Below are 24265 nucleotides of genomic sequence, written 5' to 3'. Positions count from 1 at the left end.
GAAAAATGATTGCGTTATTCTTTTTCTCTTATTAGGTGTTCTGGAAACGACAGGGTGCCCCATGAAGATTCAGATCCCCACCGCCGTCCTTCAGGAGACCGAGTCCGAGGCTTTCAAGTTCATCAGGTCCCTGCGCAAGGTGGACCCGATGGATCTTGATCCGACCAACGAGGTTCCGGTGGCATCCCTGACGGATGCGGAGGTGCGCGAGATCAGCGCCATCGCCGAGCGTAAGGGGGCGGGCAAGTTCCTGCGCGCCTTCGAGGCGGTCGTTGCGGCGCGGTCCGGTAAGACGGACCTCAAGGTCCCCTCCTTCGAGGCGTTCCTCCCCCTCCTCTCGGAACATCTGCGTCAGGTCCAGCGCGACGGGTGGGTCTATGAGCTCTGCGCCGACGGCACCTTCCTGCCCTGGGCGGTCACCACCCTGCGCCGTCGGGCCGACCGGGGGGACCGCGGGGAGGCCCCCTATGTGGAGCTGATCGGGGCCGGGTTCGGCCCGATGGACAAGCAGCTCCGGGTCCGGACCCGGACCTGGTCCTTCCAGCCCAATGACGTTTCCCGCCGCGGCGTCGCCGCGATCCTGGAGGCGCGCGGGCTCTACCTGGAGACGGAGGCGCTGCGGGCGGCGCATGACCGGGACGCGACCCGGTTCGCCGAGGTGCTGCGCGACGGGTTCGCGGCCCAGTACCGGGTGACCGGTCCGTTTCACGCGACCGGCGGGCATGAGCGGCGCAACCCGGCCGACGTGATCGGGTCCCGCGTCATCATGGACATCGACCCGGACCGGGTCCGCGCCTGCCCGCCGGAGGTGGAGACCTCCGTCTTCGGGACCCTGAAGGACCCCTGCTTCCTGGAGCTGCCGCAGCACCCGATCGTGGAGGTGTACAGCCTGGAGACGCATGAGCCGTTCTGGGTCAGCGTCGCGCATCTGACCCCCTACGTCTACCGGCCGGAGCTGCGCGAAAAACTGATCCTGCCGCAGGTGCAGCGGGACCTCCTGGACGTGCTGACCACGGACACGGACCTGCTGACCGGGGACCTGGTGGAGGGGAAGGCGGCCGGGAACGTGATCCTCACCAAGGGGGTCCCCGGGGTGGGCAAGACGCTGACCGCGGAGATCTACGCGGAGGTCTGCGGTCGGCCCCTCTACAGCGTGCACGCCGGCAACCTCGGCACCTCCCCCCGGGAGGTGGCGGAGCAGCTGCGGGCGGTGTTCCAGCGGGCGAAACGCTGGGGCTGCGTGCTCCTCCTTGATGAGGCGGACGTGTTCGTCATGACCCGGGGCCGGGACGTGGTCCAGAACGCGATCGTGGCGGAGTTCCTGCGCACGATGGAGTATTTCGACGGGCTCCTGTTCATGACCACGAACCGCGGCGAGGACATCGACGAGGCGATCCTGTCCCGCTGCGCCGCGATCATCCATTACGACCCGCCCGGGACGGACCTCCTGCCCGCGGTCTGGCGGGTCATGTCCGAGAACTTCGAGGCGGGGCTTGAGGAGGGGCTGATCAGCGAGCTGGTCGCCCTCTTCCCCCGGATCACCCCGCGGGACGTCAAGATGCTCCTGCGCCTGACGCTGCGGGTCGCCCGGGCGCGCGGGGAGCCGCTCACCGCGGACCTGTTCCGGCGCAACGCGATGTTCCGCGGGATCAACGCCACGGTTTGCGAAAAATGAGAACTTCCGCCCTCTCCCTGATCTGTCTTCTCACCGCCCTCCCCGCCCTGGCCGATCAGGTCTCCGGCCCGCCGGCCCCCGACCTGCGCCCCCCGGCCCGGCCCGGCTATATCGGGGTCCGACCCGGCCCGGTCCTCCCCCTCATGGTGGAGACGTTCAACACGCGTTTTGATCGGGAGACGACGGCGCTGGCCGGACGTGGCGGGTCCCAGGACCCGTTCTGCGCGGAGGGGACGCCCCCGGCGGCCGGACCCGCGGCCGCCAGCGTGCTGCTCCTCGCCCTCTACCAGAGCGGCGACTTCCGCCAGGGGACCGGGACGGTGATCCGCGGGTCCGGCGTGGACGGGGCCCCGGACCGGGTCCTCACCTCGGCGCATGTCCTGCCCCCGTCCGAGCTGAGCGGGGACGGGACCTGGTCCCCCCTCATGCGGGTGATGGCCTTCGGGTCAGACGGGGGGTTCATCGCGGATCTGGCCCCGGTCATCTCCGGGGACGTCGACCGGCTCGACCGGCTGAACGACGCGGACATGCTCTTCGATGACGTGGCGGTCCTGGAGCCGGTCCGTTTCGCGGACGGGACGCAGGAGCGGGCCTGGGCGGCACGCGGCGCCCCCCTCTCCGCCGCGCCGCCGGAGACGCTTCTGGCCCTGTTCCAGCCCCCCGGCTCCGTCGCCCTGAACCCGGGCATGTCCGGGGCGGGGGTCTTCGACCCGGACGGGGCCCTGATCGCCGTCTTCGGCTACACCCTCCACCTCAACGGCGATCCCCATCTGGAGCGGCCGGAGACCGGCTATGAGAGGGCGTTCCTGACCCGGCACCGGGACCGGGACGGCGCCCCCTGGGCGCAAGGGATGGCGGAGCTGATCCGGGATGCGGGGCAGACCCTGCGCCGCGACAACGTCGGCTACGCGGTCCCGGTCCTTCACGCGGAGGTCCGGGCCGCCCTGAACGCCCCGCCCCCCGCCCCGGCCGAGGCCCCGGCGCCGGAGGCTTCCGGTGACGCGTCCCTTTTCGGCTACCCCCGCCTGAGCTGCCTCTCGGTGGACGTGCATTACACCGGGGAGGGCCTGCCTGAGGTCTCCCAGACCCTCCGTGGGCTGACCCCCTTCGACCTCACCCCTTTCCTCGACCTCCCGATCGAGGAGATCATCATCGCGGAGGCCGCCCCATGAGCGAGACCGACATCCTCAAGCTCCTCGCCGATCCGGACGCGGTGCACCTGAACCTCCTGCGCGGGACCCTTGCGCGCCCCTCGGTCGAGCAGATCGTCCACCTTTACGGGGCGGAGGCGCTGCGGGCCGCACTCCCCTCCCCTCCGGACCCGGATGAGCGGGTCGCCGAGCTGGAGCGGGCGATCGCGGAGCAGGCGGCCCTGCTCGAGGATCGCTTCTCCGATCTCGACCTCGTCGGGTTCGAGAACGGGACCCTGACCCTGAAGGGGCCGCTGATCCCTCTCCTCGCCGAGGCGATGGCGCAGATGCTGCGCCCGACCGGGCGGTCAGAGCCCGCGAACTACACGGAGACCGCCCTGACCCATGAGGAGTTGGGTCCGCTCACCCTCACCCTTCAGCGCAAGACGGGCGCGACCGCGCATGAGCTGCGTGTGGCCGCGGAGACCCGGGCGGATCAGGCGGAGCGGCGGGAACGGGCCCTCCTCGCCTCCAACCAGCGGGAACGCTCCGCCCTCACGCAGCTCGCCTCGCTCCGGTCCCGGCTCCGGGACGCAGGCCGCCGCGCGGAGGCGGATCCGGAGCGGGCCGGGGAGATCCTGCGCGCGGCCGTACGGGAGGGGGGCGCGCTGTGAGCCGGCACGAGGTGGCCCCGCTCAGCCCCGCCGCGGAGGAGATCCCGGGGCTTCGCCGTGCCCTCGCCCTGCTGCGTGAGGAGGCCCGCTCCTTCCCGGGACCTGAGGGGACCTCCGCCCTTTTCGCCGTACAGCGGGCTTTCGAGCGGGAGATCGGCCGGCTCGAGCGTTCGGGGGGTGCCCGATGAGTTCTCTCCCGAACCGGTTCCGGCTCCTGATCGACGGGGACAACACCGCCCATGACCTCCTTCCCCCGCTCCTGCGGCTTCTGGGCGCGGAGGTGGAGGGGCGGGTCCTGTGCAACCCCTGCTCCCATTCCGGCTGGGCCGGGGCCCTCAAGCGGACCCCGTGCCGGATCAGCCTGACCCGGGTCGGGTCGACGAACAAGAACGCGGTCGATGACCGTCTCATGGAGCTGATGCGGGAGGGGCCCGCCTCCGATCCGGTCCTGCTGATCACGCGGGACGCGGACTTCTCCCCCTGCGTGGAGGCGCTCGAGCGGTCCGGGACCCGGGTGATCTGCCTCTCCACCGAGCCGCCGGCGGTTCGGCTGCGTCGCGCCTGCTCTGGCTGGGTGGAGCTGCTGCGCTCGGGCGAGGCGCATTACCACGTCCGGACCCGGCTTCAGGGGCCGGCGAACGAGACGCCGCGTGCGGCCCCCAAGGGGCGGCGCGGCCGCAAGGGGCGCGGCGGTGCGGCTCAGCCGGCCCAGGCCCCGGCCCCGCAGATCGACGCGGACGCGCTCCTGACCCGGATCCTCGAGGAGGAGGGGGTAACCCCCCTGCCCCGCCTGATAGCCCTCAGCGCGCCCCTGCGCGGCGTGGAGGCCCATCTGCGGGCCTCCCCGGACCGGTATCACCTCGAGGACCGGAGCGGACAGCTCCGCGTGAGTCTGATGAGCCCGGAACGGGCCGCCTACCTCGCCCTCGAGCGGGCCCTGAGGGATCTCGGGCCGCTCCCGGTCGACCGGCTGCTCTCGGAGGCGCGGGCGCGCGGCCTTGGTCGGACCCCCCTGCCCCGTCGCGGGATCCTGAGGACGCTCCAGGCGCGACCGGATCTGTTCCGGCTGGTCATGGCGGGAGACCTGCGGGTCGCGAAGCTCATCCGATGATCCTCGCGATCGACTTCGACGAGACCTACACGCGGGACCCGGAGCTTTGGGACGGGCTCCTCGGGGCCGCACTCACGCGCGGGCACCGGGTTTTCTGCGTGAGCGCGCGGCATGAGCGGCAGATGGGGGAGGTTCGGGCGACGATCGGTCGGCTCATCGGGCCGGAGGTCTGTTTCGGGACCGGCGGGGCCCCGAAACGGCGGTTCATGGCGGAGGTGGCGGACACGCATGTGGACGTCTGGATCGACGACGCCCCTGAGAGCGTCGTCGAGATTCCGGACCCGGGGCAGGGTCCGGCGTAGATCAGGCGGAGGCGGGCTCGCCCTGCCCCGCCAGCGCGCGGGCGCGCGCCTCCTGATCCTCGGGGACCGGGAACTCTGACACCCCGAAGGTCATCAGGACAGCGGCGGCCGCCTTCAGGTTCGCCTGGAGCCGCAACCTCCCCTTCCCGCCCCAGGTCTCGGGGGTCAGCGGCTCCCCGCCGGTCAGCGCCGCGAGCTCCGTTTCGAACTTCACCACCGCCTCGTCGAACCCGTTCGGCAGCGCCCGCTTCTTTCGGGTAAGGAATTCCGTTTTCGCATATTCGCCGCGCGGGACGGTGAGCAGCACCCCGTTACAGTTCAGGACGTGCAGGATGACGGTCTTGGGCTTCTTCGACATGGGTCCTCAGGGTGATCTGGTGAACGGTCCGGGGGGAGGGTAGCGCCCCCCTGCCCTGTCGTGCAAGGCGCGCGGCCGCGGCCCGGACCGGATAGTTGTGGAGAACGCGAACAGAATATGTTTTTCGCGCTCCTCTCGTGTCAGCGATTCTTGAGGTGGTCGCGAACCTGGACCATCATCTCATAGGGGATCCGTCCACGGATGATCACGTCCTCGAACAGGAGGCCCGGGGTGCCCTGGATCTCGAGCGCGGCCGCCAGGTTCACGTTGCGCTGGAGATGCGCGCGCACCTCCTCACTCCCCATCCGGGCGGTCAGCGCGTCCGGGTCAACCCCGACCTCAGCGGCCATATCACGGAGGGCCTGCGCGTCCGGGTCCGGACCGTCCTCGAAGAGCCGCTCCTTCACCGCCTCATAGGCCTCGGGCCCGCCCAGGTCCCAGATCGCGACCGCGAAGCTGGCCGCGACCACAGATTGCGGGCCGAGCACCGGGAACTCCTTGATGATCAAACGGGCGTCCGGGTTCTCCTCGAGAAAACGGGCGAGGTCCGGTTCGGTCGCACGGCAATGTCCACAGTTGAAGTCGTTGAACTTGACCACCGTAAGGGTCCCGTCCGGGTTCCCGAGCATCGGGCTCAACGGGTCCCCGTAGAGCTCCTCGAGGTGATCCGCGACCAACTGAGCGTCCCGCTCCGCGGCCGCGGCGGCCCGACGCTCCTCAAGCACCTGTCGCGCCTCCTCGAGCACCTCGGGGTTCTCGAGCAGATAGGCGCGCACCTCCGCGCCGAACCGGGTCCGCTCCTCCGCGGTCATTTGCGTATCCGCAGCGACCACGCCGGCGTAGATCAGGGTCAGCGCCGTGGCGAGCCCGTAGATCCGTTTCCTCATTCGTCCTCCTCGGGGCGACATGCCCGCTGATCCGTCCTCTCGCCATCTGGCGAAAATCGTCGTCTGTTTTCCGTTTAGCACAGCGTGCGACTGGACGTCATCAGAAGACCAGATTATTTTTCGCACACCAGCGCAGGAACATGTGGACGGCGGCATGAAACCAAGATTGACACCTCCCACGCGGTCCGGCGCGAATCCTGCGGACCATTGGAACGCCGCGAGAGAGGTCCTGCCCGCGGGCAACGGGACGGAATGGCCCCTCGCCCTCGACCTCCGCGATTCAGCCGCGAGGTCCAAAGCGGGGGTCGCGCCTCTCCGGGACGGCGGCTGATGCCAGTCTATGTCGACAACGCACGCAACCCCTACGGCCGGATGATCATGTGCCACATGGTGGCGGACCGGATCGAGGAGCTTCTCGATATGGCGGACCGGATCGGCCTCGCCCGCCGTCACTTTCAGCCCGGATCCTTCCCGCACTTCGATCTGAGCCTCGGCTACAGGGATCGGGCGCTGCGCCAGGGCGCGATCTCCGTCGACCGACGTCAGCTGGTCAACGTGATGCGTGCCTATCGGGAGTTGCTCCTTCGCGACGAGACCGAGATGGAGCGCCTGCTGGCGGTGATCTCCGGATCACGGGTATCGCCCCGAAAGTCCTGAGCGCTGGTTCTGGGCCAGGATGCCGGCTCGGACCGCTCAATACGGGGGGAAGGACCGCCCCTCAACCGCCTTGCCCCCGGGCAAGCCCGGAGCGCTCGTCCACTTGTTCCTTTCCAGCTTGCGTCCCCCGCGCCGGGACCACGTCAGAACCGATGCCCGGGGACTTTCCCGCGGGCAATAGGTCAGCAGGGTTTCCCATTTGCCCGCGGGCAAGCGTGTCACTCCGGGGAGGAAACTCAGGGGCCCGAGCTGGTATGGGGCCGGCATCCCGATGTGCGCCCTCACCGGGACCGGAGCGTTTCAGAACCAAGACTGACACTTCGACCTCGTTCGTCCGCGCTGCGGGTGGTCTGCCCGCGGGCAACCCGGTCCGGTTCACTGTGGGCGGATGGGCCGCCGAGGGTCAGGGCCTGCGGATCGCGAGGCGTCCCGTCACCCCATGATCGATCGGGCGCAGGCCAAGACCCGGTGGGTCCTCCATGGACGGAGGAGGGAAACCTCCTGCGTTCGCTCGACACGGTCTTGCCGGAACCCGCCACTCCCTGACCGTCGTGTGGGCGGGGGACGAGATCGAGAGAGTTAGGGTGCGGTTTCGGCCAAACGGCCAAAAGAAACAGACCGCCACGCCCGCGTTCCGGGCGGACCTCAGGGACGTGCGGGATCGCTGTCCGGTATCGGTGCTCGTATGACCTCGGGGCGATCACGGCCTGCGTCCGGGGAGGAGCCCTTTCTGGCAGGACCCGGTCGGTGCGGCGGACCGTAAGTTCGCTTGCCCGCGGGCAGAAGGACCGATGCAAGGGGTCCGATCCTCATCCCGAACCGGTCGCTCTGGGCGCCGAGACCGGTCATCGTGCCCAACCCACCGGCTTGCCGGCTTCGTAATCCGCCACCATCCGGTCAAGATAGCCCTGTGGTCGCGTGATACGGGCCACGTTCCTTGCGAGGTAGTCGAGAGCCTGGAGCATTCGTACCGGTCCGAGACGGAGCAGGGCGCCGATCAGCGGGCGATCGCTGATGTTCATCATTCTCCCTAAATCATAAATGATCCTGATCAGGTCGGTTTCAGACCTGGGAGGCTCCGGGTAGAAGGCGGCGATCTCATGACAGCCTGCCCAGGGGTCGAGCGCGCGAGGCGGGGCGCCCCTATTTTTATTTTCCATCTTGGGGGACTCTACACGCCGGACATTTCGTCCGTCCCCGGCGGACATTTCTTCGGTCTCCGCGCCGCAGGCCGACCCGGTCCCTTCACGGTGATGTTCGACCGGTGACGGATCGCGTTGAGGGTCGGTGGTCGTCCCCGTGAACGACATGGGGGGCCGTTCATCCGTGACCGCGGGGGCGGGGGTATTCTCAGTCGTCAGCGGGGCCGGAGTGACCGCCTTGGGGCGGCTCGCGCCGATCGTCTCCTCCTTTGCCCGCGGGCAGGCGGGGCAGGGGGCGCCGGACAGGATCGCGCTGATCCGGCCCATGAGGTCCCGGACCTGCTCGATGGTGATCGTGGCGCGGCGGAGGATCGTCTTGACGGTCTCGAGGTAACCGGCCGCCTCCTCCCCGATCCGGTCCCGCATCGCCAAGGCGCGGGCCCGGAGCGCGAGCGCCTCCGCCCGGACCGATCTGAGCTCCTCCTCACGTTGGCGCGCCGCCTCGGCGCGGCGCGTCAGCTCCGGGTGCCGCTCGAGGAGCGGGGTCAGGTCGAGCCCGAACGCGTCCCGGATCACCCCCTCCGCCTTGAGCGGGAACCGCTTGCCCGTGGCGCTGTCCTTGCGGCGCAGGAGGCCCGCCTCGCAGAGCCGGGCGACGTGGCGGCGCAGGACCCGCTCCTCCATCCCGTTCGCCCGCTCCGCCAGGGCGGCGTTGCTCGCGAAGACGACCAGCATCAGGTCCGGGGTGATCGGCCGGTCCTCACCGGTCTTGCGGTCCCGGCAGGGCAGGAAGCTGAGGAGCGCGTCGAGGACCAGCAGGTCCCCGGTCGAGAGTCCGAGCTCATGGCGGATGGTCCTGACCGCGGGCAAAAGGGCCCTGCGTGCGACCGGCGGGAAGGCCGGCGCGTCCTGGTTTCGGGCACGAGGGGACCGTGCCCCGGCGAGATCCGCCGCGGGGTTGAGGTGTTGCATGGGGGTTTCAGACGGCAAAAGCCGACCGGTCACCAAAATCGGTGTTGATTCGCTCGAAATGTTGGGCTATCTGTTAGGTGTTCAAGCTTACAGAGGCCCTTCGGAAGCACCGCTTTCGGGGGGTCTTTTCTTTTGCGCGGGGTCTGCTCCTTTCTCTTGTGGGTGCTGCTCTGAGGTCCGGCTTTTGCCGTGATCCCGGTTGATCTTGCCCGCGGGCAATAGGTAATCAGTGCTTACCTAAAATCCGCTCACGAAATACTATTTTTAATATATATCAGCTACTTACCCCCCGTTCTTGATGACTCAATCTCGGCGATGATCTCGGGCAGTCGCTCCTCGATCAGGGCAAGGAGATGCGCATCCCGCGTTGAGCTCACACGCAGGGTGAGCCTTTTCCCCGACAGGTCAGCGCTGAGGCGACCGCTGAGCAGCGTGCGGGGGGCGGAAGGGGAGGGGGGGCGCGCCGGCTTCAGCCGCTCAATCAGATCAGGCAGCCGGTCCGGGGAGGGCAGGTCGGTCCGGATCAGGTCCAGCAGCTGCTGCTCCGAGAGGTCCGACCGGTCAACGATCAGCTTGCGGAGCTCCTCCCAGGGCCGCCGCCCGACCCCGTGCGCGGCGCCGATCCGGTGGATGACCGGGAGCGGGATCGCGTCGACGATCCCGCGCATCCGGCTCGCCTGGGTCGCCTCGACCTGGATCGCCTGTTCGACGGTCGCGAGGTCGAAGCCGGCGTCGAGCACCTGCTTCACGAAGAGGGCCCGCTCGATGTAGGAGTTCTCGAGCCGCTGCGCGTTCTCCACCCCCTGCGCGATCAGGGCGCTCCGGTCGTCCATTTCCATGACGACCGCCCGCACGTCGATCCCGAGCGTGCGGCAGGCGAGGAGGCGGCGACGGCCGTAGACGATCTCCATCTCCCCGGACGGGAGCCGGCGCACGAGGATCGGGACCTTCTGACCGTGCGTCCGGATGGACTCGATCAGCGTCTCGAGCCCCTCCTCCGGGTCGATCCGGTCCTGGAGCGGGGAGAGCCGAATATGGGACGGGCTGACCATCCGGGTCGCCTGCTTGTCGTCCTCCTTGATCGCCTCGATGGCGCGGGCCACGGTCGGGCCGGAGGCCCGCACCGGGGCTTCGGGCAAGACCTGATCGATCTCGTCATCGTCGAAGTCGGTCCCCTCCGCCATCGCCTTGGCGAGGGTGCTCCCGAACGGGTTCTTACGCGCCATCGGTCCGCCCCCACGACTTGTGCATCTCGAGCTCGATCTCGTCGCAGATCCGGGAGATGGACTCGATCACCCGGTCATAGGTCTTGCGGTTGATGTCGCGCGGCTCGACTTCGAAGACGGTCTGCTTGGTGTTCGCGGCGTCCCCGATCGCGGTGGACTTGACGAACTCCACCGGCATGACGGAGGCGCCCAGCACGGTGCGCAGGAAGCTCGCCATCTGGACCTGGGGCTGATCCGTCGCCTCGTATCGGGTGATCAGGATCTTGACGAAGTCGAACCCGTGATCCGGCGCGTAGCTCTCGACCACGGTCATCAGCTCCCCGGCCATCCGCAGGAAGCTCGCGAGCGACATCACGTCGAGCATGGAGGCGTTCAGCGGGATCAGCACCCCGTTCGAGGCGAAGAGGGACGCGATCACCGCGAAGCTGAGCTGCGGCGGGGTGTCGAAGAGGATGATGTCATAGTCCTGCTGGACCGACTCGAGCGCCGCGGCGATCCGGGTGTGGAACATCCCGGTCGCGCCCGGGTTCCGGAAGGAGAGGGCGGTCTCGAACTCGAACTCCATGATGTTCATGGAGCCGGGGATCAGGTCGATCCCCGGGAAGTAGGTCCTCCGGATCACCTCCCGGGCCGGGACCGGGTCCTTGTAGCGGATCATGTCGTAGGAGGTCGGCAGGTCCGGGTCGAGCTCCGGGGTGATCCCGAACATGTTCGTCAGACTCGCCTGGGAATCAAGCTCCACCAGCAGAACCCGATATCCGCGCGCGGCCATCAGCTGCGCGGTGTTGACGACGGTTGAGGTCTTGGCGGACCCCCCCTTTAGGTTAAAGCAGGTTATTATCTGACACCGCTCGGTGGAGGTTCGACGGGGGTGGTCCTTCGCCTCGATCTTCCCCTCACGGAACAGGACCTCCTGGATCTGATGAATCTCCTCGAGGGTGAAGTACCGACGGTTGCTCTTGTCCAGCTCCCCGGTGGGGATCTTGTCCGACAGGGTGGACACATAGTGCCGGAAGGTGTTCTGATTGATCCGCAGGAAATCGGCCGCCTCGCGCATGGCGAACCGGCGCAGCGTCTTGTGCGCATCCGGCGGGAAGCTCTCCTCTGAGTGCTCCTGGATCTTGCTGGTCAAACGGCTTGAAAGGGAGGTAAACCGTTTCGATCCCTTGATGCTCATCCTCACTGCCCCGTTATCGGTTATTCTTTAACGATACCGATACAACAGATTCAGGCCAGTTTTCCAGAAAATATTGACGAGGGCTGCGAAGCCTGTCGCCGCGGCCTTCATCTGACGGGAGATATATGCCGAGCGATCAAGGGGTTACGTGGCACGACGCAAGTTCCACATGAAGTTCGGAGCAAGGCCGAAATCCCGCTGTGGACGGCTCTGTGGACGATCCTGTGGATAAGTCGCTTGCCCGTCACAAGATGTTGCGGGTCAGATTCGGCCCCTCCGTCGGCGGCCTCGCGGAATCAGGCCGGCTCCGGCGGGGCAGGGGGCTCGGGGTCCGTTTCCGGACCTGGCGCCTTGGCGCTCGTCCTCGTCCACCCCGTGGCGACAACGGTGATGAACCCGTCCTCCTCGATCAGCCCATCGGGGCTGATCGGATCCCGGCCCGGCTCAGATGTGCAGCATCGCGCGTTCGATCCGCTCATGATCCGCGTCCTCCTCGGCTGCCTGACGGGCCTCCTCCATCAGGTCGTCAAACTGATCCTCGACGATCGGGTGCGGGCAGCACTCGAACCGGCCCTCCCGGATCATGTCGAGGAGCGCCTCCCGGACCTGGTCCGTGGCGTCGCTCATCGCGACCGGCCGGCCCTCCGGGGAGATCGCCACCGCCATCGCGCTGACGCAGTCCCGGTCCTCGGCGAACCGCCAGGCCGCCTCCGCGACCGTTGAGCAGGGGGATTCGAACACCCCGGCGTTCCCGCTGCGCGGGTCCAGGAACCGGACGTAGATCTCGATCCGGTCCACCGCCGGCCGCTCAGCAGGGGGAGGGGTCTTCATCGCGGCTCGGCTCCTCGATCGGGGTGGCGGGTTCGGACAGGTGAAGGCGCCGCATCGAGGGGACGAGGGTCCCGCTCACCACGCGACCGCCGATGTCGACCGTGCCGCGCCCTTCCGGGGTGACCCCGGTCAACGGGCCGCTCGCCTGGATCGTCGAGCTGACCTCGACGGTCGCGTGCGCCCCGATCCGGGGCCGGGTCGAGCTGAAGAGGGGTCGGGCGTCACCGCCCAGGCTTCCGTTCGGTCCTTGTGACATAGGCGCCTCCATCACGTTTCTCGCATGATCCGCCCGCTGCCTGAAAACGGCAACGGGCGGGACGCGGGTCAGCTCATCTTGAGCGCCTTCTTGTACATCTCGAGGACCGCCTCCTCCTCCGCCACGTCGTTCGGGTCCCGCGCCCGCAGCGCGATCACCTTCTTCAGGATCTTGGTGTCATAGCCGCGACCCTTGGCCTCGGCGTAGAGCTCCTTCTCCTGCTCCGTGATGTCCTTCTTCTCCGCGATCAGGTGCTCCGCGCGCTCGACGAACTGGGTCAGCTCGTCCGCGGTCACGTCATAGTCGGTCTTCTTGTCGTCGCTCATGATGGTCCTTTCCTGATGAGCCTCGATTAAGATTTTCGCAAATCTATTCTATGCGGGTTCGCCCTCGCCCTGGCAAGTGGGATTTTCGCATTCCCGCCCGAGGCGCGCCACGGCGGCCGCGTAGTTCCGCGGGTCCAGCTCGATGCCGACGGCGCGCCTCCCGGCGCGTCGCGCCGCGACCAGGGTCGCGGCGGACCCCGCGAACGGGTCGAGCACGAGATCCCCCGGCTCCGAGGAGTTCCGGATGTAGTGCTCGAGGAGCGGGACCGGCTTCTGGGTGTCGTGGATCTTCTCGTGACGATCGGGCCGCGGGGACAGGAAGGTCTGTTTCGAGCCCGGGTTCCGGATCGTGCGGGCGCGCCCCTTCCAGAGGTAGAGGACGTACTCGTTCTCCTTCATGTACCACCGGTTCCGGGTCGGCGCCCCCTTGTTCCAGACGAGGAGGTTGTGACAGCGCCAGCCGGCCCCGATCATCGCGGCATGCGCGGCGAAGATCTGCTTGTCGTTCGCCATCACGTAGGCGTCCGCGTCCGGCTTGCAGGCCTCAAGGAGCGGGCGCGCGAACTCCGCCCAGCCGACCGTCCGCATCAGCTCGCCCGAGTTGTCGTACCGGTCCGAGGCGAAGATCCCGGACATCACCTGCGCGTTGCGGCCCCCCGAGGTGAGCCGGTAGGGCGGGTCCGTGACGACCAGGTCCGCCGCGCCGCGAAGGCGGGGCAGGAGGGTCAACGCGCAGCCGTGGTAGAGGGTGATCCCGTCCCGGCTGAAATGGGGCACGTCCGAGAGCGGGCGCATCCGGTCAGTGGATCCGGATCAGGGCCGGGTCGGTGAGGCCGGCCCGGTGGCGCGCCTCCCCCAACTCCACCAGCGACCGCATCCGGCCCGCCAGCTCCGGCGCGATCATCACCATCACCCCGGGTCGACCGGTCGCGATGGTCCGGATCATCGAGGCGGGCGGGAAGGATCCGGGCGCGGAGCCGAGGTCCAGGAGCCAGGTGAGCAGCTCGACCCCGTCCGGGGTCAGCCCGACGAGGACCGGGGCCGGGGCGCCGGAGGCCTCCTCCAGCGAGGAGAGGATGAGGCGGACCTGCGCCTCCCGCATCGCCTGCTCCTCCGCCGAGCGGGCCCTGAACAGGTAGGTCTCCGATCCGTTCATCTCCGCACCCCCATCGTCGTAATCGTTTTTTCGCACCGGTTCGGGCCGGATGTCAACCGATGCGAAGAATCAGCTTGACGAGAAAATCCGGATTTCGATAGATGAGGGGGTCCGCAAGGACTATGGCGATAAACGCACCTGTAATAGGCGGCTCGGACCCGGGGGCGGTACCCGGCGGCTCCACCACAAGATCACCCGGACGGTGCTCTTCTGCTGGGGCCGAAACAGGATCGACGAACGTTCAAAGAGGCCAGCTTTCGCTCGGTGAGGTACCACCGTTATCGGTCCGAAACGTAGAGTTGCCAACACCAACGCTGCGCCGGTTCGCGCCCTCGCCGCTTAAGCGGTCTGGGTGAACCACCTGAAGTCCTGACGGGTCGCACCGGCAGGCGGGGCCCCGGGGAGCCTGGCAACAGAATCCCCGGATCTTCCCTGAAATCTCAGATCTCCGGCCCGGGCTCGCGCGGCTCCAGGACCCCGATCTGTTCCGGGCTCACATCAAGGAGCAGGGCCCCGCCGGGCGGGACCCGGGAGAGCGCCCCGACGAGCAGTTCCTCGGACAGGAAGACGGTCCCGTCATCCGCCCCGAAGCTGGCCCGCTTCGCCTCCCACCAGGTGTCGAACGGGAGCGTTTGCGGGTTCACCTCGGCCGCGTAGGCGACATGGGGGACACCGGCCGCAAGGACCGTTGCGTTGGCGAGGTTCGCCATCAGGTAGACCGTTCAGGAAACATAGTCATTTCTGACAATGTCCTGACCGCAACGGACAAGTCCGCTGCGGACCGCAGGAGACGTGTCCCCTGCGGTGGGGATTACGGTATTGCCCGTCGGCTCCTGACCGGGGACTGTTGGGAAGTCCGGGATCCAGTCAGTCACTGGCGCGGACGGGGTCGGACGGGGCCGGCCGGATGCCGGTCGCCTCCCCCTGAACGGACCGGCGCCGGGGGCGACTTCGCCCCTCGAACCGGCCGATTTCCGCGCCACGGCGTCAAGCCGCGACACCTCCCGCGAGACCACGACCCACTGGCTCCAGACGTGTCTTCGCGGCTGCACCGCGCCGAGCGAAGGGTCTGGGGCCTCGGGTCTCGCGAGGGGATAGTGTGGACGCTCCGAGTGCCCCTGCGCCCGTCGCCCGATGGCGAGGGCGGCGGCCCGGTGCGTGCTGATGCCGTGCCGGGTCGCGAGGTTGACCCGGCCGATGACGGAGGTGTAGGCGGGGTTCACCCGGAGGACTAGGACCCCGGCTCGGGCGGCCCGGCGTGTGATCGCCTCCAGCATCGCCGCGTAGGGGAGCGCGTGCAGACGGCGGCGCCGGTTCGCGCTCTCCGGCCGGAGCGACAGCTCCCGCTTCTTGCGGGTGAAGTCCAGCGCCTCCAGCGCGATCTGAGCCGTCCCGGCGACCGCGACCTTGACCAGGGCGGACGCCGCCTCGCAGATCAGCGAGCGGCGCGCCTCCGCGCCGCGCCCGTCAAGCGGGAGCCCGATCCGGCCCGTCTTCAGCCGGTTCCCGTCCGGGGACAGGAGGGCCCAGGCGAGGTGGTCCGCGTTAACGTCCACCCCGAGCACCCGTGCCCCGGCCCGGTGCGGGGCGTCCGGCACCGCCTCCTCCACCGTGATCAGGGCCTCCCAGCGGGACATCCCGGCCGGGACCGGCTCCTCGGCCGGGGTCCGCACCAGGCGGACCGAGATGGCGGTGGACCCATCCGCCGCGAACAGGTCCCGGACCGGGCCGAGCAGGGCGGAGGCGTGTTTGTTGAGCGGGATCCCGGTGATCTCGATATACGGTGAGGCGCCGGCCGGGACCGGGCCGAGACGGCGAAGCCGGAGCCCGATCGTCCCGTCCGCCCACCCGTCCCAGAGGGGGCGGCAGCACTGGCTCCCGCCCGGCTCGTCCCTGCTCCCCACGCTGAAGATCTGCGCGGAGCGCGCCTCCCGCCAGCGCAGGAGCCAGGCCGCGACCTCGTCCGGAGTCCCGTCCTGCGGCCGGGACCGGAGCAGCTTGCGGGACCCGAACACGAGGGGCGGGACCCGACGCTCCGTCAGCGCCCGGAGCCGGGCGATCTTTCCCTCGAGCCGGTCCGCCTTGCGGCGGCGCCCGTGGAGGCCCCGGCGGAGCGCGGCCCGGTCCTTGTCGTTCAGGCGGTCCTTCGCCTGCCCCCTGGTCGGGGCCTTGCCGGCCGCGGCGCGCGCCGCGATTCCGGCGCGGGCGGCCGCGTCCTTGTCCAGCTTGCGGACCGCGTCTGCGATCTTCTTGCGGACCGCCGCCAGCCGGTCCTCCAGGTCCGCCGCGTCGATCCTCGCCTTCTCAATGACGGAGGCGTGCTTCCCGTCCAGGGCGCGGAGGAGGCTGTTGTAGTGGCGCGCCGTGATCCGGTGCTCGGCGCAGAAGGCGACCTTCAGCGCGTTCCGGTCCGCGGCCGCACCGGGGAGCCCCCGGTCGATGGCGCGCAGCGCCACGTGGAGCCGCCGCTCGAGCCGGCCGAACAGCTCCCCGGTCCGGTCCAGCTCCGCGTCATGCGGCCCGGCCGGGAGCCGGACCCGGGTCGTGCTGGTGAGGCTACCCAAGGGAGGGCCCCTCCGCGGTCTCCGGCGCGTCCGCTTGCGCGGCGGCGACCGCGCGGGCGGCGCGGTTTTTCGCGGAGCGGCGCCCGTAAAGCCGGGCGCAGAGGGAGGTCATCACTTCGATCATGTCCTGGACCAGGTCGTCCGTCGTCTCCGCCTCCTCGATGACGACGAGGCGGCGCCCCGAGGCGGCGAGGGCCCCCTCGATGTATTCGGACCCGAACCGGGCCAGCCGGTCCCGGTGCTCCACCACGATGGTGGAGACGTCCGGGTCCGTCAGGAGCCGCATCAGCTTCGGCCGGCCCCCGTTGAGGCCGGACCCGACCTCGGAGACCGCTTTCGTGACCTGGAGCCCGTTCCGGACCGCGTAGAGGGAGAGCCGCCCCAGCTGCCGCTCGAGGTCGGCGCGCTGGTCCGACCCGGAGACGCGGGCGTAGAGCGCGACCCCGCCCTTGGCGACCGGTTCCGGATGAACGAGGATGGTTCCGGTCTCGAGCTGGGTGGCGCGCACCGGCAACTTGCCGGCGCGGAACAGCCGCCACGCGGTGACGTAGGAGAGTCCGTTCTCTTTGGCCCAGTCAGTCAGCTTCATGTGCGAAAAATAGATGCGCACTTGCGATTACGCAAGTGCACTCAAAAGCTATTTTTCGTGAACCCCCTCGTCGCCCACCAGGATCAGGCCGGGCCCGATGAGCCCCTGATCCACGTCCTCCCCCCTGCGGAGAGGGCGATCCCGTGCTCGACGAGTTCACTTTCGAGGAGCGCGATCCGCGCGTCGGGCAGCTCGTCCGACCAGAGGGCCGGATCCAGCACCTGCTCGAGCGTCGGGACGCGCTTTTCGGCGCTGCGGCTCAGCTCCAGGAGACGTCGCAGGTGGTCGGCGTCAAAGGTCAGGCGCATCAGCCGATCCCCCGCAGATCGAACCCGGCCTGGGCGGAGAGCCAGCCCCGGTCCACCGGGCGCCCGTCCCCGAAGACCCGCGCCATCGCCGCGCGGAACAGCCGCTCCGCCGGTCGCGGGGTCAGCGGACGGATCCGGACCCATCCCGGCGGGGCGGGCAGGTCGTGCAGATATCCCTCTGACGCCTCCTTCAGGTCCCGCTTCTCGATCGCCAGGGCCAGCGTGTCATAGGGCTTCACAACCCGTTTCAGGTCCGGGTCCACCCCGTAGCGATCGAGCGCCATCCGGCCGATCCGCTCCTGCGCTTCGACGAACTGCGGGAAGAACGGCTTCATCGGGGTCGGCAGGTCCGGCAGGCCGAACGCCTCCTCCGCGTCATGCAGGAGCGCGTAACGCTGCACATCAAGCGCGTCCGGAGCGAGGAGGGCGACCAGCACGCTGTGCTGCGCGACCGAGTAGTAGCGGGGCGTCTGCCCGCCGAACCGGCACGCGTTCGCAAGCCCGCAGGCGATCGCCCCGGGGCTCATCCCCTCAGGGCTTGGCGCGAGCGGTGCGAACATGCTCCCGTCCGCGAGTTGGATCATCGCCTGCCGCGCCCGCGACTCATCAACCAGAAGAGCTGTCTCGTATCCCATCCTGCACCAGCCTTCCCCTCCGCTTCTCGGAGAGCCTGAATTCAATATCGTAATACATAATGTGAAATTCAATGATTTCCTAATTTTATCTGATGCCGAACAGCGGCGCAGCCTGTTGCGAAAATGCGACAAGCTTTTGTCTTTCTTCGGCCTCAGCTTGAACGTCGATGGCGGCATAAGTAGTTCGTTTTTCGCAAACCCTCTCCGTGAAAGGACATGACGGATGAAACTCGCCTCGAAACTGTTGATGATCGCCGCCCTGGGCGCCACCGCCCTGACCGCCATCGCCGGTTCCGCCTCCGCTCAGGAGACCTATGCGGTCACCAAGTATGAATACAGCCGCGCAAACAGCACCGATACCCACGGTCTGACCTTCGGCCTGTCCGGCAAGTATGATTCCGGTTTCGCCTATGACCTGTCGCTGATGTCGGCGGACACCAAGGGTGTGGGCACGCTGGGCGCTGACGTCGAGTTGAGCTACACCATCGGCGGGATCGCCGGTCCGGTCGCCCTTTACGAGACGCGCAAGACGGGCGGCCTCGAGACGGATCAGTTCCTGGTCGGCGTCGCGGGCGGCACCTCGCTGCACGGTTTCGACCTGACCGGCAAGGCGCTGGTCGACGTGGACGAAAAGAAGAACTATCGCCTGTCGATGGGTGCGGATTACGCGGTGAACAAGGATCTGGTCCTGACCGGTGAACTGACCCATTACGCCTATGAGTCCGCGCCGAAGATGAACCTGATCGAGGTGGGCGCCCGTTACAAGCTGGTCGGCAACGTCCATGCTGATGTCGGCGCGCATTACGGCCGCGAGCACGGCGGCGCCGAGAAGACCGGCCTGCATCTGGGCCTCGGCTTCAACTTCTGATCCCGCCCGGATGGCGAAAAAAGGGGTCGGCGCACGATTCGTGCGCCGACCCCTTCTGTTTCCTGGGCCAGATTCTCAGATCACGGGTTGCGAAAAAATATGTTGCACAGCATAATTTAACGAAACTGATCATTGCGAAGGACATCTCCATGAATTTGCGCCCCCCGGCGACCGAGCCGGCCTCACTCAAGGGACGCCTTTGGCGGACGCGTCAGCCGCGGGCTGACCTCTCCCGCGCGCTCGAGCGGGCCGGCCTCGACCCGTTCGCGGCCCGGCTGATGTCCGGGCGTGACCTTGGCGGGGTCGGGCCGGAGGCCTTCCTGAAGCCCACGATCCGCGACCTGATGCCGGACCCGTCCCGGTTCCGGGACATGGATGCGGGGGCGCGCCATATTGCTGACCGGATCATCGCCGGCGGACAGGTCGGGGTCTGGTCGGACTATGACGCGGACGGGGCCACCTCGGCGGCGGTCCTGATCTCCTTCCTGCGCGGTCTCGGTGTCAGGGGGGTCCCGCTGCGGATCCCGGACCGGATTCTTGAGGGCTACGGGCCGAACACGCCCGGCCTGCTCGCGATGCGGGCGGAGGGCTGCGAGACGGTCTGCGTGCTCGACGCGGGCACCACCGCCTTCGAGCCGCTGGCGGCGGCCAGGGCGGCCGGGCTCGACGTCGTGGTGATCGACCATCACGCGGCGGAGGAGACGGTCCCCGAGGCGATCGCCGTCATCAACCCGAACCGGAAGGACGAGGCCCCCGGTTTCGGTCACCTCTGCGCCGCCGGTATGACCTTCATCTTCTGCGTGGCGGTCGCACGCGAGCTGCGGGCCCGGTCCTGGTTTGACGGGAGGGACGGGCGCCCCGCATCCCCCCCGGACCTGATGCGGCTTCTGGACCTGGTCGCGCTCGGGACGGTCTGTGACGTGGTCCCGCTCACCGGTCTCAACCGGGCCTTCGTGGCGCGAGGGCTCCCCTATCTCTCCGAACGCAATCGCCCCGGGGTCGCCGCCCTGGCGGAGCTGGCCGGGGTGAGCCCGGACGCCCCCATGACCGCGGCGGACTGCGGCTGGCGGCTCGGGCCGCGCATCAACGCGGGCGGGCGGGTCGCGGACCCCACGCTCGGGGCCCGCTGTCTGCTGGCGGAGGACTCGGTGGAGGCGCGCGCGCTCGCCGAGGAGCTCGACCAGTGCAACCGGGACCGCAAGGCGCTCGAGGAGTCGGCGACGGAACAGGCGATCGCCCAGGCGGCGGACCGGGTCCCGGGACGGGACCGCAGAAGTCTCATCGCGGTGGTGGACGGACATGAGGGGGTGGTCGGGATCTCGGCGGCCCGGGTCCGGGAGGCGGTCGACGCGCCCGCGATCGTGCTGACCCGTGATCATGAGGGGAACCTGAAAGGGTCCGCCCGCTCAGTCCCCGGCTTCGACATCGGCCAGGCGATCATCGAGGCGCGCAAGGCGGGGCTGATCGTCAAGGGGGGCGGCCACGGGATGGCGGGGGGGCTCACCCTGACCCCGGAGCAGCTCGTCCCATTCCAGGCGTTCCTGGACGCGGAGATCGCCAAGAGCCCCTATTTCGAGGCGGGGGTCGTCACGGAGGCGGACCTGGAGCTGAGCGTCCGCGGACTAAGCGTGCGAGACATCGACGCACTGGCCCCGCTGGAGCCCTTCGGAACCGCGAACCCGGAGCCGGTCCTGATCCTGCGAGGGGCGGAGCTGCGCGAGATCCGGGTCCTCAAGGAGAAGCATCTCAAGCTGACGCTGGGGGAGGGGGGTGTGACGATCGACGCGCTGATCTGGAACGTGGTGGGCACCCCGCTCGGGGAGGCGATCCTCGCGCTGCGCGGCGCCGCGATCGACCTGCTCGGCAAGCCCGGGATCAACGAGTTCCGCGGCAACCGCTCCCCGCAGATGATCATTGAGGACCTGCGTCCGGCCGCCGGGCATCTTCTCTGAAAATCGGGGATTGAGCGGTTATTTCCGGTTACGAAGGCCGCGTTTCGCGCTATCTTCAGCGCGAAACCGATCCTTCCGTTCCGGGGGCCGACCATGCGAAAACCGATCCTGACCCTCGCGCTCCTGCTGCTCGGCGCGACCGCCGCGCTCGCCCCGGCCCCCGTGATCGCCGAGAGCGACGGTGGCCCGAGTTTCAACCCGCATTCCGGACCCAACGCGCCCTATTACCGGATCCGATACCTGGCCGACCTGGATGACGGGGAGGGGGGGCTGATCGAACACGGGGTATTTGACACGAGCGCGCAGGCGAGTGAGATCATCAACCTGCTCGCCCATCTCACCATCGCCTACCGGGTCGACTGCTCCTGTGAGGAATATCGCAGGGACGTTTTCGGTACGCAGGAGATGGAGGAGGAGATCCTCGACCTTCTGCCACAATACGGCTACATCCCCCGCCTCGTCCCGGCCCCGCAGGTCGCCTCGCTGCCTGAGGGGTATCCGGTCACCACCCCCTACCTTCGGCTGAGCGGGAACGGCTTTTACGGCTGGTGGGGCGGCTGGGGGAACTGGGGCTGGGGATATCAGACCCCGACCACGATGACCTTCAACGCGAACGACCCGAACCTTTACGCACGCCTGACCCCGATCAGCATCTTCATCGACACCCGCCTCGAAAGCGCGGTCCTGTCCCGGGTCCAGCAGCTGATGGGGGGCTATCAGCTGACGGATCCGGAGAGCCTCTGCGCCTTCATCGCGCTCGACCGCTCCCCGGACAACATGCTGAGCTGGGTGACGATCCTGGATCAGAGACGCACCTGGGCCGAGCGGAGCGGAGGCGCCCAATGAGATCCGCGCTCCTTCTTCCTCTCCTCCTCCTGTTCGGATCCGGCCCCGTCCTCGGCCAGTCGGCGGATCTCCTCTCGAACCGGGCCGTTGCGGAGCTCGCGGAGGAGGCGCTGATCGCAGATCTGATGCTGCGCAGCTGCGAGGGGGTGATCGGGTCTGAACAGGGGGTCGTCGCGATCACCGATTACGCGGACCGGCTCGCCCGGTCCGCCGGTTATGAGCCGGCGCAGGCGGCCGCACTCCTGTCGGAGCCCGCGGCCAGGGCGCGTCTCGAGTCGGGCGCGATCTCCCGGCTCGCCCGGATGGGCGCGAGGCCCGACGACCTGACCTCCCTCTGCCGGGTCGCCCGCGGCGTGGCCGGACGGGGCGGGGTGCTCGGGACCCTTCTGCTGCCGCGCTGAAAAAGGGGAGGGGGGCTCGCGCCCCCCTCCCGTTCGTCTTCCCGGTCCCGGATCACTCGGTGTCGCGGAACAGGTCGTCCTGGGCGCTGTCGGAGAGGAACGGGTTCTCCGGCTCCTCCGCGATCCCCTTGTAGGTCTTGTAGGCGCGCCAGGCCTCCTCGAGCTCCTCGAGCGTGTCCTTCCGGTTCCGCTTCCCGCGCTCTCCGATGGCGCTGGTCCGGGCCCCGATCACTGGGTTACCCCGCTCGAGCCCCTCACCGGTCTCCAGATCGTCCAGGAACTGCTCCCCGATCTCCGCGTGCTCCTGTGTAACCCGATAGATCAGGTAGGTCATCACCCCGGCGGATGCGAACTTCTTCATCCGGCGGGCGCGGGCGAACCCGTCCCCGAGGTGGGGGTGGTTCTGGATCGTCCGCATCAGCTCGCTGGCCGAGGGGGTGAGCCGGTAGGTGGACGGGTAGCCTTGGTCGACGCGCCACTGGATCTTCGCCGCCGCCTTCAGGACCCGGTCATCCGCCTTGGCCGCGGATTCGGTCCCCTTGAGGGTCCGTTTGGCGTGAATGTCGTAGGTGGCGAAGGCAGCTTCGGGGACGTTCTTGGCGATCGGGATCTCGATCGGGATCTCGGAGATCTTGCAGGCCTCGAGCCGGTGCTGACCGTTCAGGAGGCGGCACTTGTCGTCCGGACCGGCCTTGTCCGGGTCCCCGGTGAAGCAGATCGGCTGTGCGTTCACCATCCAGTTCCCGTCCCGGATGTCACGCACGATCATGTCGACGTGGCTGCGCTGGATCTTCCGGTTCTCGGTGTTGAACATCTGGAGCCAGCGCTCGGCCATCTCCGGGGTCACCAGGCGGGTCTCGATCCCGCTGTCCTGCGTGTCGTCGCTGATCCCCTGCTTGATCACGTCAACGAGACGCCCGGCGAACTCGTCCGCGTCCCGACGGATGTCAAACACCCCGTCCGAGAGGCCCGGGTACCCCTTCACCTTCGGCATCCCGAGGTTGTCCGGGGCGGTCTCGCGCACGAGCTTCCAGTTCGACACGATCCCGTTCTTCAGGCGGCCCTCGCCGTAGTCCGGCTCCCAGGCGTAGGGCTTGCGCCGCGGCTTCCCTTCCAGGAACTCGTTGAAGGCGAGGATCGACAGGGCGAGCGCCTTGTCCACGTCCATCATCCCGCCGCTGTCGCGGATCGTGTCCATCTGGTTGGCGAGGATGACCGCCGGGTTGGTCGGATCGAAGGCCTCCGGGTCGCTCATCGCCGCCATGAACTGGCGGACCTCGCGACGCTTGCCCGCCTTCAGGGCCATGAATATCAGGACCGGTCGGGGCGTGGAGTGCAGGCTCGAGCCGCGCATCTCCTCGGCCATCGCGACCGCCTCGACCAGTTCCGGGTTGGCCGAGAAGACCCGGTCATAGCGCGACCAGCTGATGGGCAGGTTCTGCTTGCCGAGGATCCCGTTCTCGATCCGGATCAGCTTGGACATGGTCCGCATGACGGCGCCGGCGTTTCGGACGCCGCGGGCCTCGAGCACGCCGGTGTATGAGCGACGGCGATGCTGGTCGATCGTGTGCAGGGTGTCGCGCTGCACGTTGCGGGCGACCTGCGTCTCGAACGGGGTTTCGGCCAGGATGCAGGCCTCGAGGCGGAGGGCCCCGTCAACCAGGTTCCCGTCCTGATCGAAGATGATCGGCATCCGGTTGTTGATCCAGCCGCCGGCCCGCATCGCCTCCGCATAGGTCGCGATCGCACGGGTCTCCGTGATCGGCCGCTTGTGGTCGGGGTGGTAGCCCTGAGGACGGGCCTCGAGATATTTCCGGGCCTGTTCCGGGGTGATCGTCTCCACCGAGAAAATGATGGCGGCGTTATGCCCCTGGCCGGAAAAACCCCAACCCTCGGCTCCTTCACCCTGGTCCGTTGTCTTAACCTGCGCGGTCATGTCCTAGCCCTCGGTTACGTGGGAGGCCCTTCCTCCCGGTTTCGCCCTATGATGTCACCGCTCCGGGGGACACCATGCGTCTTGTGAATTTAATATGAGAAAAAAAATAGAGGGTGTCAAACTGGTTTATGAAAAAAAATAACGAATAAAATAATGGGGCCGATCGTCAGCCCCCCCGGGGCGGGGCGATGCGGACCTCGGCGGGGGGGCGGCCAGACCCCATGCGGTCGGGGCCGGAGCATCGCCGCTTTGTGTTTTCACGGCCCGAGGCTAGACCCGAAGGAGG

26 protein-coding genes and 1 other RNA gene are annotated in these 24265 nt (G+C 68.3%); 11 read left to right on the top strand and 16 right to left on the bottom strand.

All coding sequences use genetic code 11. The annotated features are described in order from the left end of the window. The first annotated feature begins 61 nt into the window (after nt 1-61). From C8N34_RS03875 to C8N34_RS03850, 5 genes are all read left to right on the top strand, one after another. The gene (locus tag C8N34_RS03875; protein WP_108127878.1) at nt 62-1675 is read left to right on the top strand and encodes an ATP-binding protein; all 1614 of its coding nucleotides are present in this window, start codon (nt 62-64) and stop codon (nt 1673-1675) included. After that, entirely contained in the window at nt 1672-2847 is a 1176-nt protein-coding gene (locus C8N34_RS03870; protein WP_108127877.1) for a S1 family serine peptidase, read from the top strand. Before C8N34_RS03875 ends, C8N34_RS03870 begins: the two co-directional genes overlap by 4 nt. After that, nucleotides 2844-3479: a hypothetical protein gene (locus tag C8N34_RS03865; protein ID WP_108127876.1), complete on the top strand. Its 636-nt coding sequence runs from the start codon at nt 2844-2846 to the stop codon at nt 3477-3479. The genes C8N34_RS03870 and C8N34_RS03865 overlap by 4 nt, the downstream gene beginning before the upstream one ends. Before the next feature lie 184 nt (nt 3480-3663). Continuing rightward, a complete protein-coding gene (locus C8N34_RS03855) occupies nt 3664-4590 on the top strand; it encodes an NYN domain-containing protein (RefSeq protein WP_108127874.1) in 927 nt (308 codons plus the stop codon). Then, nucleotides 4587-4892, top strand: a complete 306-nt coding sequence (locus tag C8N34_RS03850) for a hypothetical protein (protein ID WP_108127873.1) — start codon at nt 4587-4589, stop codon at nt 4890-4892. Before C8N34_RS03855 ends, C8N34_RS03850 begins: the two co-directional genes overlap by 4 nt. 1 nt (nt 4893) lies before the next feature. Here the strand turns inward: C8N34_RS03850 and C8N34_RS03845 are convergent, their stop codons facing one another. Together C8N34_RS03845 and C8N34_RS03840 are read right to left on the bottom strand one after the other, a co-directional pair. Next, nucleotides 4894-5250, bottom strand: a complete 357-nt coding sequence (locus C8N34_RS03845; RefSeq protein WP_108127872.1) for a hypothetical protein — start codon at nt 5248-5250, stop codon at nt 4894-4896. 140 nt (nt 5251-5390) lie between these two features. Continuing rightward, complete coding sequence (locus tag C8N34_RS03840) at nt 5391-6137, bottom strand: DsbA family protein (protein WP_158640561.1); 747 nt, start codon at nt 6135-6137, stop codon at nt 5391-5393. 330 nt (nt 6138-6467) lie between these two features. Here C8N34_RS03840 and C8N34_RS03835 point away from each other — a divergent pair, with 330 nt between their 5' ends. After that, complete coding sequence (locus tag C8N34_RS03835) at nt 6468-6794, top strand: DUF4031 domain-containing protein (protein WP_108127870.1); 327 nt, start codon at nt 6468-6470, stop codon at nt 6792-6794. An 845-nt stretch (nt 6795-7639) separates the two neighbouring features. Here the strand turns inward: C8N34_RS03835 and C8N34_RS03830 are convergent. The 8 genes from C8N34_RS03830 to C8N34_RS03795 all read right to left on the bottom strand — a co-directional run bounded on the left by C8N34_RS03830 (nt 7640) and on the right by C8N34_RS03795 (nt 13880). After that, nucleotides 7640-8908, bottom strand: coding sequence for a helix-turn-helix domain-containing protein (locus C8N34_RS03830; protein ID WP_108127869.1), 1269 nt, complete (start codon nt 8906-8908; stop codon nt 7640-7642). 278 nt (nt 8909-9186) lie between these two features. Continuing rightward, nucleotides 9187-10134, bottom strand: a complete 948-nt coding sequence (repB, locus tag C8N34_RS03825; protein ID WP_108127868.1) for a plasmid partitioning protein RepB — start codon at nt 10132-10134, stop codon at nt 9187-9189. Further along, nucleotides 10124-11311: a plasmid partitioning protein RepA gene (repA, locus tag C8N34_RS03820; RefSeq protein ID WP_108127867.1), complete on the bottom strand. Its 1188-nt coding sequence runs from the start codon at nt 11309-11311 to the stop codon at nt 10124-10126. The genes repB and repA overlap by 11 nt, the downstream gene beginning before the upstream one ends. Before the next feature lie 444 nt (nt 11312-11755). Then, complete coding sequence (locus C8N34_RS03815) at nt 11756-12142, bottom strand: hypothetical protein (protein ID WP_108127866.1); 387 nt, start codon at nt 12140-12142, stop codon at nt 11756-11758. After that, nucleotides 12120-12398, bottom strand: coding sequence for a hypothetical protein (locus C8N34_RS03810; protein ID WP_145693570.1), 279 nt, complete (start codon nt 12396-12398; stop codon nt 12120-12122). Before C8N34_RS03810 ends, C8N34_RS03815 begins: the two co-directional genes overlap by 23 nt. Nucleotides 12399-12466: 68 nt before the next feature. Next, nucleotides 12467-12724, bottom strand: coding sequence for a DUF2312 domain-containing protein (locus C8N34_RS03805; protein ID WP_108127864.1), 258 nt, complete (start codon nt 12722-12724; stop codon nt 12467-12469). A gap of 48 nt (nt 12725-12772) precedes the next feature. Continuing rightward, complete coding sequence (locus tag C8N34_RS03800) at nt 12773-13519, bottom strand: DNA-methyltransferase (RefSeq protein WP_108127863.1); 747 nt, start codon at nt 13517-13519, stop codon at nt 12773-12775. 4 nt (nt 13520-13523) lie between these two features. After that, complete coding sequence (locus tag C8N34_RS03795; RefSeq protein ID WP_108127862.1) at nt 13524-13880, bottom strand: hypothetical protein; 357 nt, start codon at nt 13878-13880, stop codon at nt 13524-13526. A gap of 70 nt (nt 13881-13950) precedes the next feature. Between C8N34_RS03795 and ssrA the strand changes: the two genes are divergently transcribed. Then, nucleotides 13951-14307, top strand: a transfer-messenger RNA (tmRNA) gene (gene ssrA / locus C8N34_RS03790). 13 nt (nt 14308-14320) lie between these two features. Here the strand turns inward: ssrA and C8N34_RS03785 are convergent. The 5 genes from C8N34_RS03785 to C8N34_RS03765 all read right to left on the bottom strand — a co-directional run bounded on the left by C8N34_RS03785 (nt 14321) and on the right by C8N34_RS03765 (nt 17901). After that, a complete protein-coding gene (locus C8N34_RS03785) occupies nt 14321-14590 on the bottom strand; it encodes a DUF3085 domain-containing protein (RefSeq protein ID WP_108127861.1) in 270 nt (89 codons plus the stop codon). Between the two features lie 12 nt (nt 14591-14602). Next, complete coding sequence (locus C8N34_RS03780) at nt 14603-16444, bottom strand: IS200/IS605 family accessory protein TnpB-related protein (protein WP_108127860.1); 1842 nt, start codon at nt 16442-16444, stop codon at nt 14603-14605. After that, nucleotides 16437-17033: an IS607 family transposase gene (locus C8N34_RS03775; RefSeq protein ID WP_108128092.1), complete on the bottom strand. Its 597-nt coding sequence runs from the start codon at nt 17031-17033 to the stop codon at nt 16437-16439. The genes C8N34_RS03780 and C8N34_RS03775 overlap by 8 nt, the downstream gene beginning before the upstream one ends. A gap of 83 nt (nt 17034-17116) precedes the next feature. Continuing rightward, on the bottom strand, nt 17117-17341 hold the full coding sequence (locus tag C8N34_RS03770; protein ID WP_108127859.1) for a hypothetical protein: 225 nt from the start codon (nt 17339-17341) through the stop codon (nt 17117-17119). Next, nucleotides 17341-17901: an HD domain-containing protein gene (locus C8N34_RS03765; RefSeq protein WP_145693571.1), complete on the bottom strand. Its 561-nt coding sequence runs from the start codon at nt 17899-17901 to the stop codon at nt 17341-17343. The genes C8N34_RS03770 and C8N34_RS03765 overlap by 1 nt, the downstream gene beginning before the upstream one ends. Nucleotides 17902-18199: 298 nt before the next feature. On the opposite strand from C8N34_RS03765, the gene C8N34_RS03760 reads away from it, so the two are divergent. The 4 genes from C8N34_RS03760 (at nt 18200) to C8N34_RS03745 (ending at nt 22043) form a co-directional block, all read left to right on the top strand. After that, nucleotides 18200-18844: a hypothetical protein gene (locus C8N34_RS03760; protein WP_108127857.1), complete on the top strand. Its 645-nt coding sequence runs from the start codon at nt 18200-18202 to the stop codon at nt 18842-18844. A 149-nt stretch (nt 18845-18993) separates the two neighbouring features. Continuing rightward, a complete protein-coding gene (gene recJ, locus C8N34_RS03755; RefSeq protein WP_108127856.1) occupies nt 18994-20796 on the top strand; it encodes a single-stranded-DNA-specific exonuclease RecJ in 1803 nt (600 codons plus the stop codon). A gap of 93 nt (nt 20797-20889) precedes the next feature. Continuing rightward, complete coding sequence (locus C8N34_RS03750; RefSeq protein WP_108127855.1) at nt 20890-21642, top strand: hypothetical protein; 753 nt, start codon at nt 20890-20892, stop codon at nt 21640-21642. Continuing rightward, complete coding sequence (locus tag C8N34_RS03745) at nt 21639-22043, top strand: DUF5333 family protein (protein WP_108127854.1); 405 nt, start codon at nt 21639-21641, stop codon at nt 22041-22043. Before C8N34_RS03750 ends, C8N34_RS03745 begins: the two co-directional genes overlap by 4 nt. Before the next feature lie 52 nt (nt 22044-22095). Here C8N34_RS03745 and C8N34_RS03740 read toward each other — a convergent pair whose 3' ends face one another. Continuing rightward, nucleotides 22096-23979, bottom strand: coding sequence for a ParB N-terminal domain-containing protein (locus C8N34_RS03740; protein ID WP_108127852.1), 1884 nt, complete (start codon nt 23977-23979; stop codon nt 22096-22098). Nucleotides 23980-24265 lie beyond the last annotated feature (286 nt).

Origin of the sequence: Gemmobacter caeni, assembly GCF_003054195.1 — a bacterium.
GTDB lineage: Bacteria > Pseudomonadota > Alphaproteobacteria > Rhodobacterales > Rhodobacteraceae > Gemmobacter > Gemmobacter caeni.
The sequence above is the reverse complement of the archived record's forward strand: the minus strand, read 5'-3'. Positions and strand labels throughout refer to the sequence as shown.

Excerpts from the sequence above, each read along its gene's own strand:
- C8N34_RS03835 (WP_108127870.1), top strand. The coding sequence starts at position 6,468 with ATGCCAGTCTATGTCGACAACGCACGCAACCCCTACGGCCGGATGATC.
- C8N34_RS03775 (WP_108128092.1), bottom strand. The coding sequence starts at position 17,033 with ATGAAGCTGACTGACTGGGCCAAAGAGAACGGACTCTCCTACGTCACC.
- C8N34_RS03810 (WP_145693570.1), bottom strand. The coding sequence starts at position 12,398 with ATGTCACAAGGACCGAACGGAAGCCTGGGCGGTGACGCCCGACCCCTC.
- C8N34_RS03855 (WP_108127874.1), top strand. The coding sequence starts at position 3,664 with ATGAGTTCTCTCCCGAACCGGTTCCGGCTCCTGATCGACGGGGACAAC.
- C8N34_RS03760 (WP_108127857.1), top strand. The coding sequence starts at position 18,200 with ATGAAACTCGCCTCGAAACTGTTGATGATCGCCGCCCTGGGCGCCACC.
- C8N34_RS03845 (WP_108127872.1), bottom strand. The coding sequence starts at position 5,250 with ATGTCGAAGAAGCCCAAGACCGTCATCCTGCACGTCCTGAACTGTAAC.
- C8N34_RS03750 (WP_108127855.1), top strand. The coding sequence starts at position 20,890 with ATGCGAAAACCGATCCTGACCCTCGCGCTCCTGCTGCTCGGCGCGACC.
- C8N34_RS03795 (WP_108127862.1), bottom strand. The coding sequence starts at position 13,880 with ATGAACGGATCGGAGACCTACCTGTTCAGGGCCCGCTCGGCGGAGGAG.
- recJ (WP_108127856.1), top strand. The coding sequence starts at position 18,994 with ATGAATTTGCGCCCCCCGGCGACCGAGCCGGCCTCACTCAAGGGACGC.
- C8N34_RS03850 (WP_108127873.1), top strand. The coding sequence starts at position 4,587 with ATGATCCTCGCGATCGACTTCGACGAGACCTACACGCGGGACCCGGAG.
- C8N34_RS03745 (WP_108127854.1), top strand. The coding sequence starts at position 21,639 with ATGAGATCCGCGCTCCTTCTTCCTCTCCTCCTCCTGTTCGGATCCGGC.
- C8N34_RS03815 (WP_108127866.1), bottom strand. The coding sequence starts at position 12,142 with ATGAAGACCCCTCCCCCTGCTGAGCGGCCGGCGGTGGACCGGATCGAG.
- C8N34_RS03765 (WP_145693571.1), bottom strand. The coding sequence starts at position 17,901 with ATGTTCGCACCGCTCGCGCCAAGCCCTGAGGGGATGAGCCCCGGGGCG.
- C8N34_RS03770 (WP_108127859.1), bottom strand. The coding sequence starts at position 17,341 with ATGCGCCTGACCTTTGACGCCGACCACCTGCGACGTCTCCTGGAGCTG.
- C8N34_RS03805 (WP_108127864.1), bottom strand. The coding sequence starts at position 12,724 with ATGAGCGACGACAAGAAGACCGACTATGACGTGACCGCGGACGAGCTG.
- repA (WP_108127867.1), bottom strand. The coding sequence starts at position 11,311 with ATGAGCATCAAGGGATCGAAACGGTTTACCTCCCTTTCAAGCCGTTTG.
- C8N34_RS03785 (WP_108127861.1), bottom strand. The coding sequence starts at position 14,590 with ATGGCGAACCTCGCCAACGCAACGGTCCTTGCGGCCGGTGTCCCCCAT.
- C8N34_RS03830 (WP_108127869.1), bottom strand. The coding sequence starts at position 8,908 with ATGCAACACCTCAACCCCGCGGCGGATCTCGCCGGGGCACGGTCCCCT.
- C8N34_RS03875 (WP_108127878.1), top strand. The coding sequence starts at position 62 with ATGAAGATTCAGATCCCCACCGCCGTCCTTCAGGAGACCGAGTCCGAG.
- C8N34_RS03800 (WP_108127863.1), bottom strand. The coding sequence starts at position 13,519 with ATGCGCCCGCTCTCGGACGTGCCCCATTTCAGCCGGGACGGGATCACC.
- C8N34_RS03865 (WP_108127876.1), top strand. The coding sequence starts at position 2,844 with ATGAGCGAGACCGACATCCTCAAGCTCCTCGCCGATCCGGACGCGGTG.
- C8N34_RS03840 (WP_158640561.1), bottom strand. The coding sequence starts at position 6,137 with ATGAGGAAACGGATCTACGGGCTCGCCACGGCGCTGACCCTGATCTAC.
- C8N34_RS03870 (WP_108127877.1), top strand. The coding sequence starts at position 1,672 with ATGAGAACTTCCGCCCTCTCCCTGATCTGTCTTCTCACCGCCCTCCCC.
- repB (WP_108127868.1), bottom strand. The coding sequence starts at position 10,134 with ATGGCGCGTAAGAACCCGTTCGGGAGCACCCTCGCCAAGGCGATGGCG.
- C8N34_RS03740 (WP_108127852.1), bottom strand. The coding sequence starts at position 23,979 with ATGACCGCGCAGGTTAAGACAACGGACCAGGGTGAAGGAGCCGAGGGT.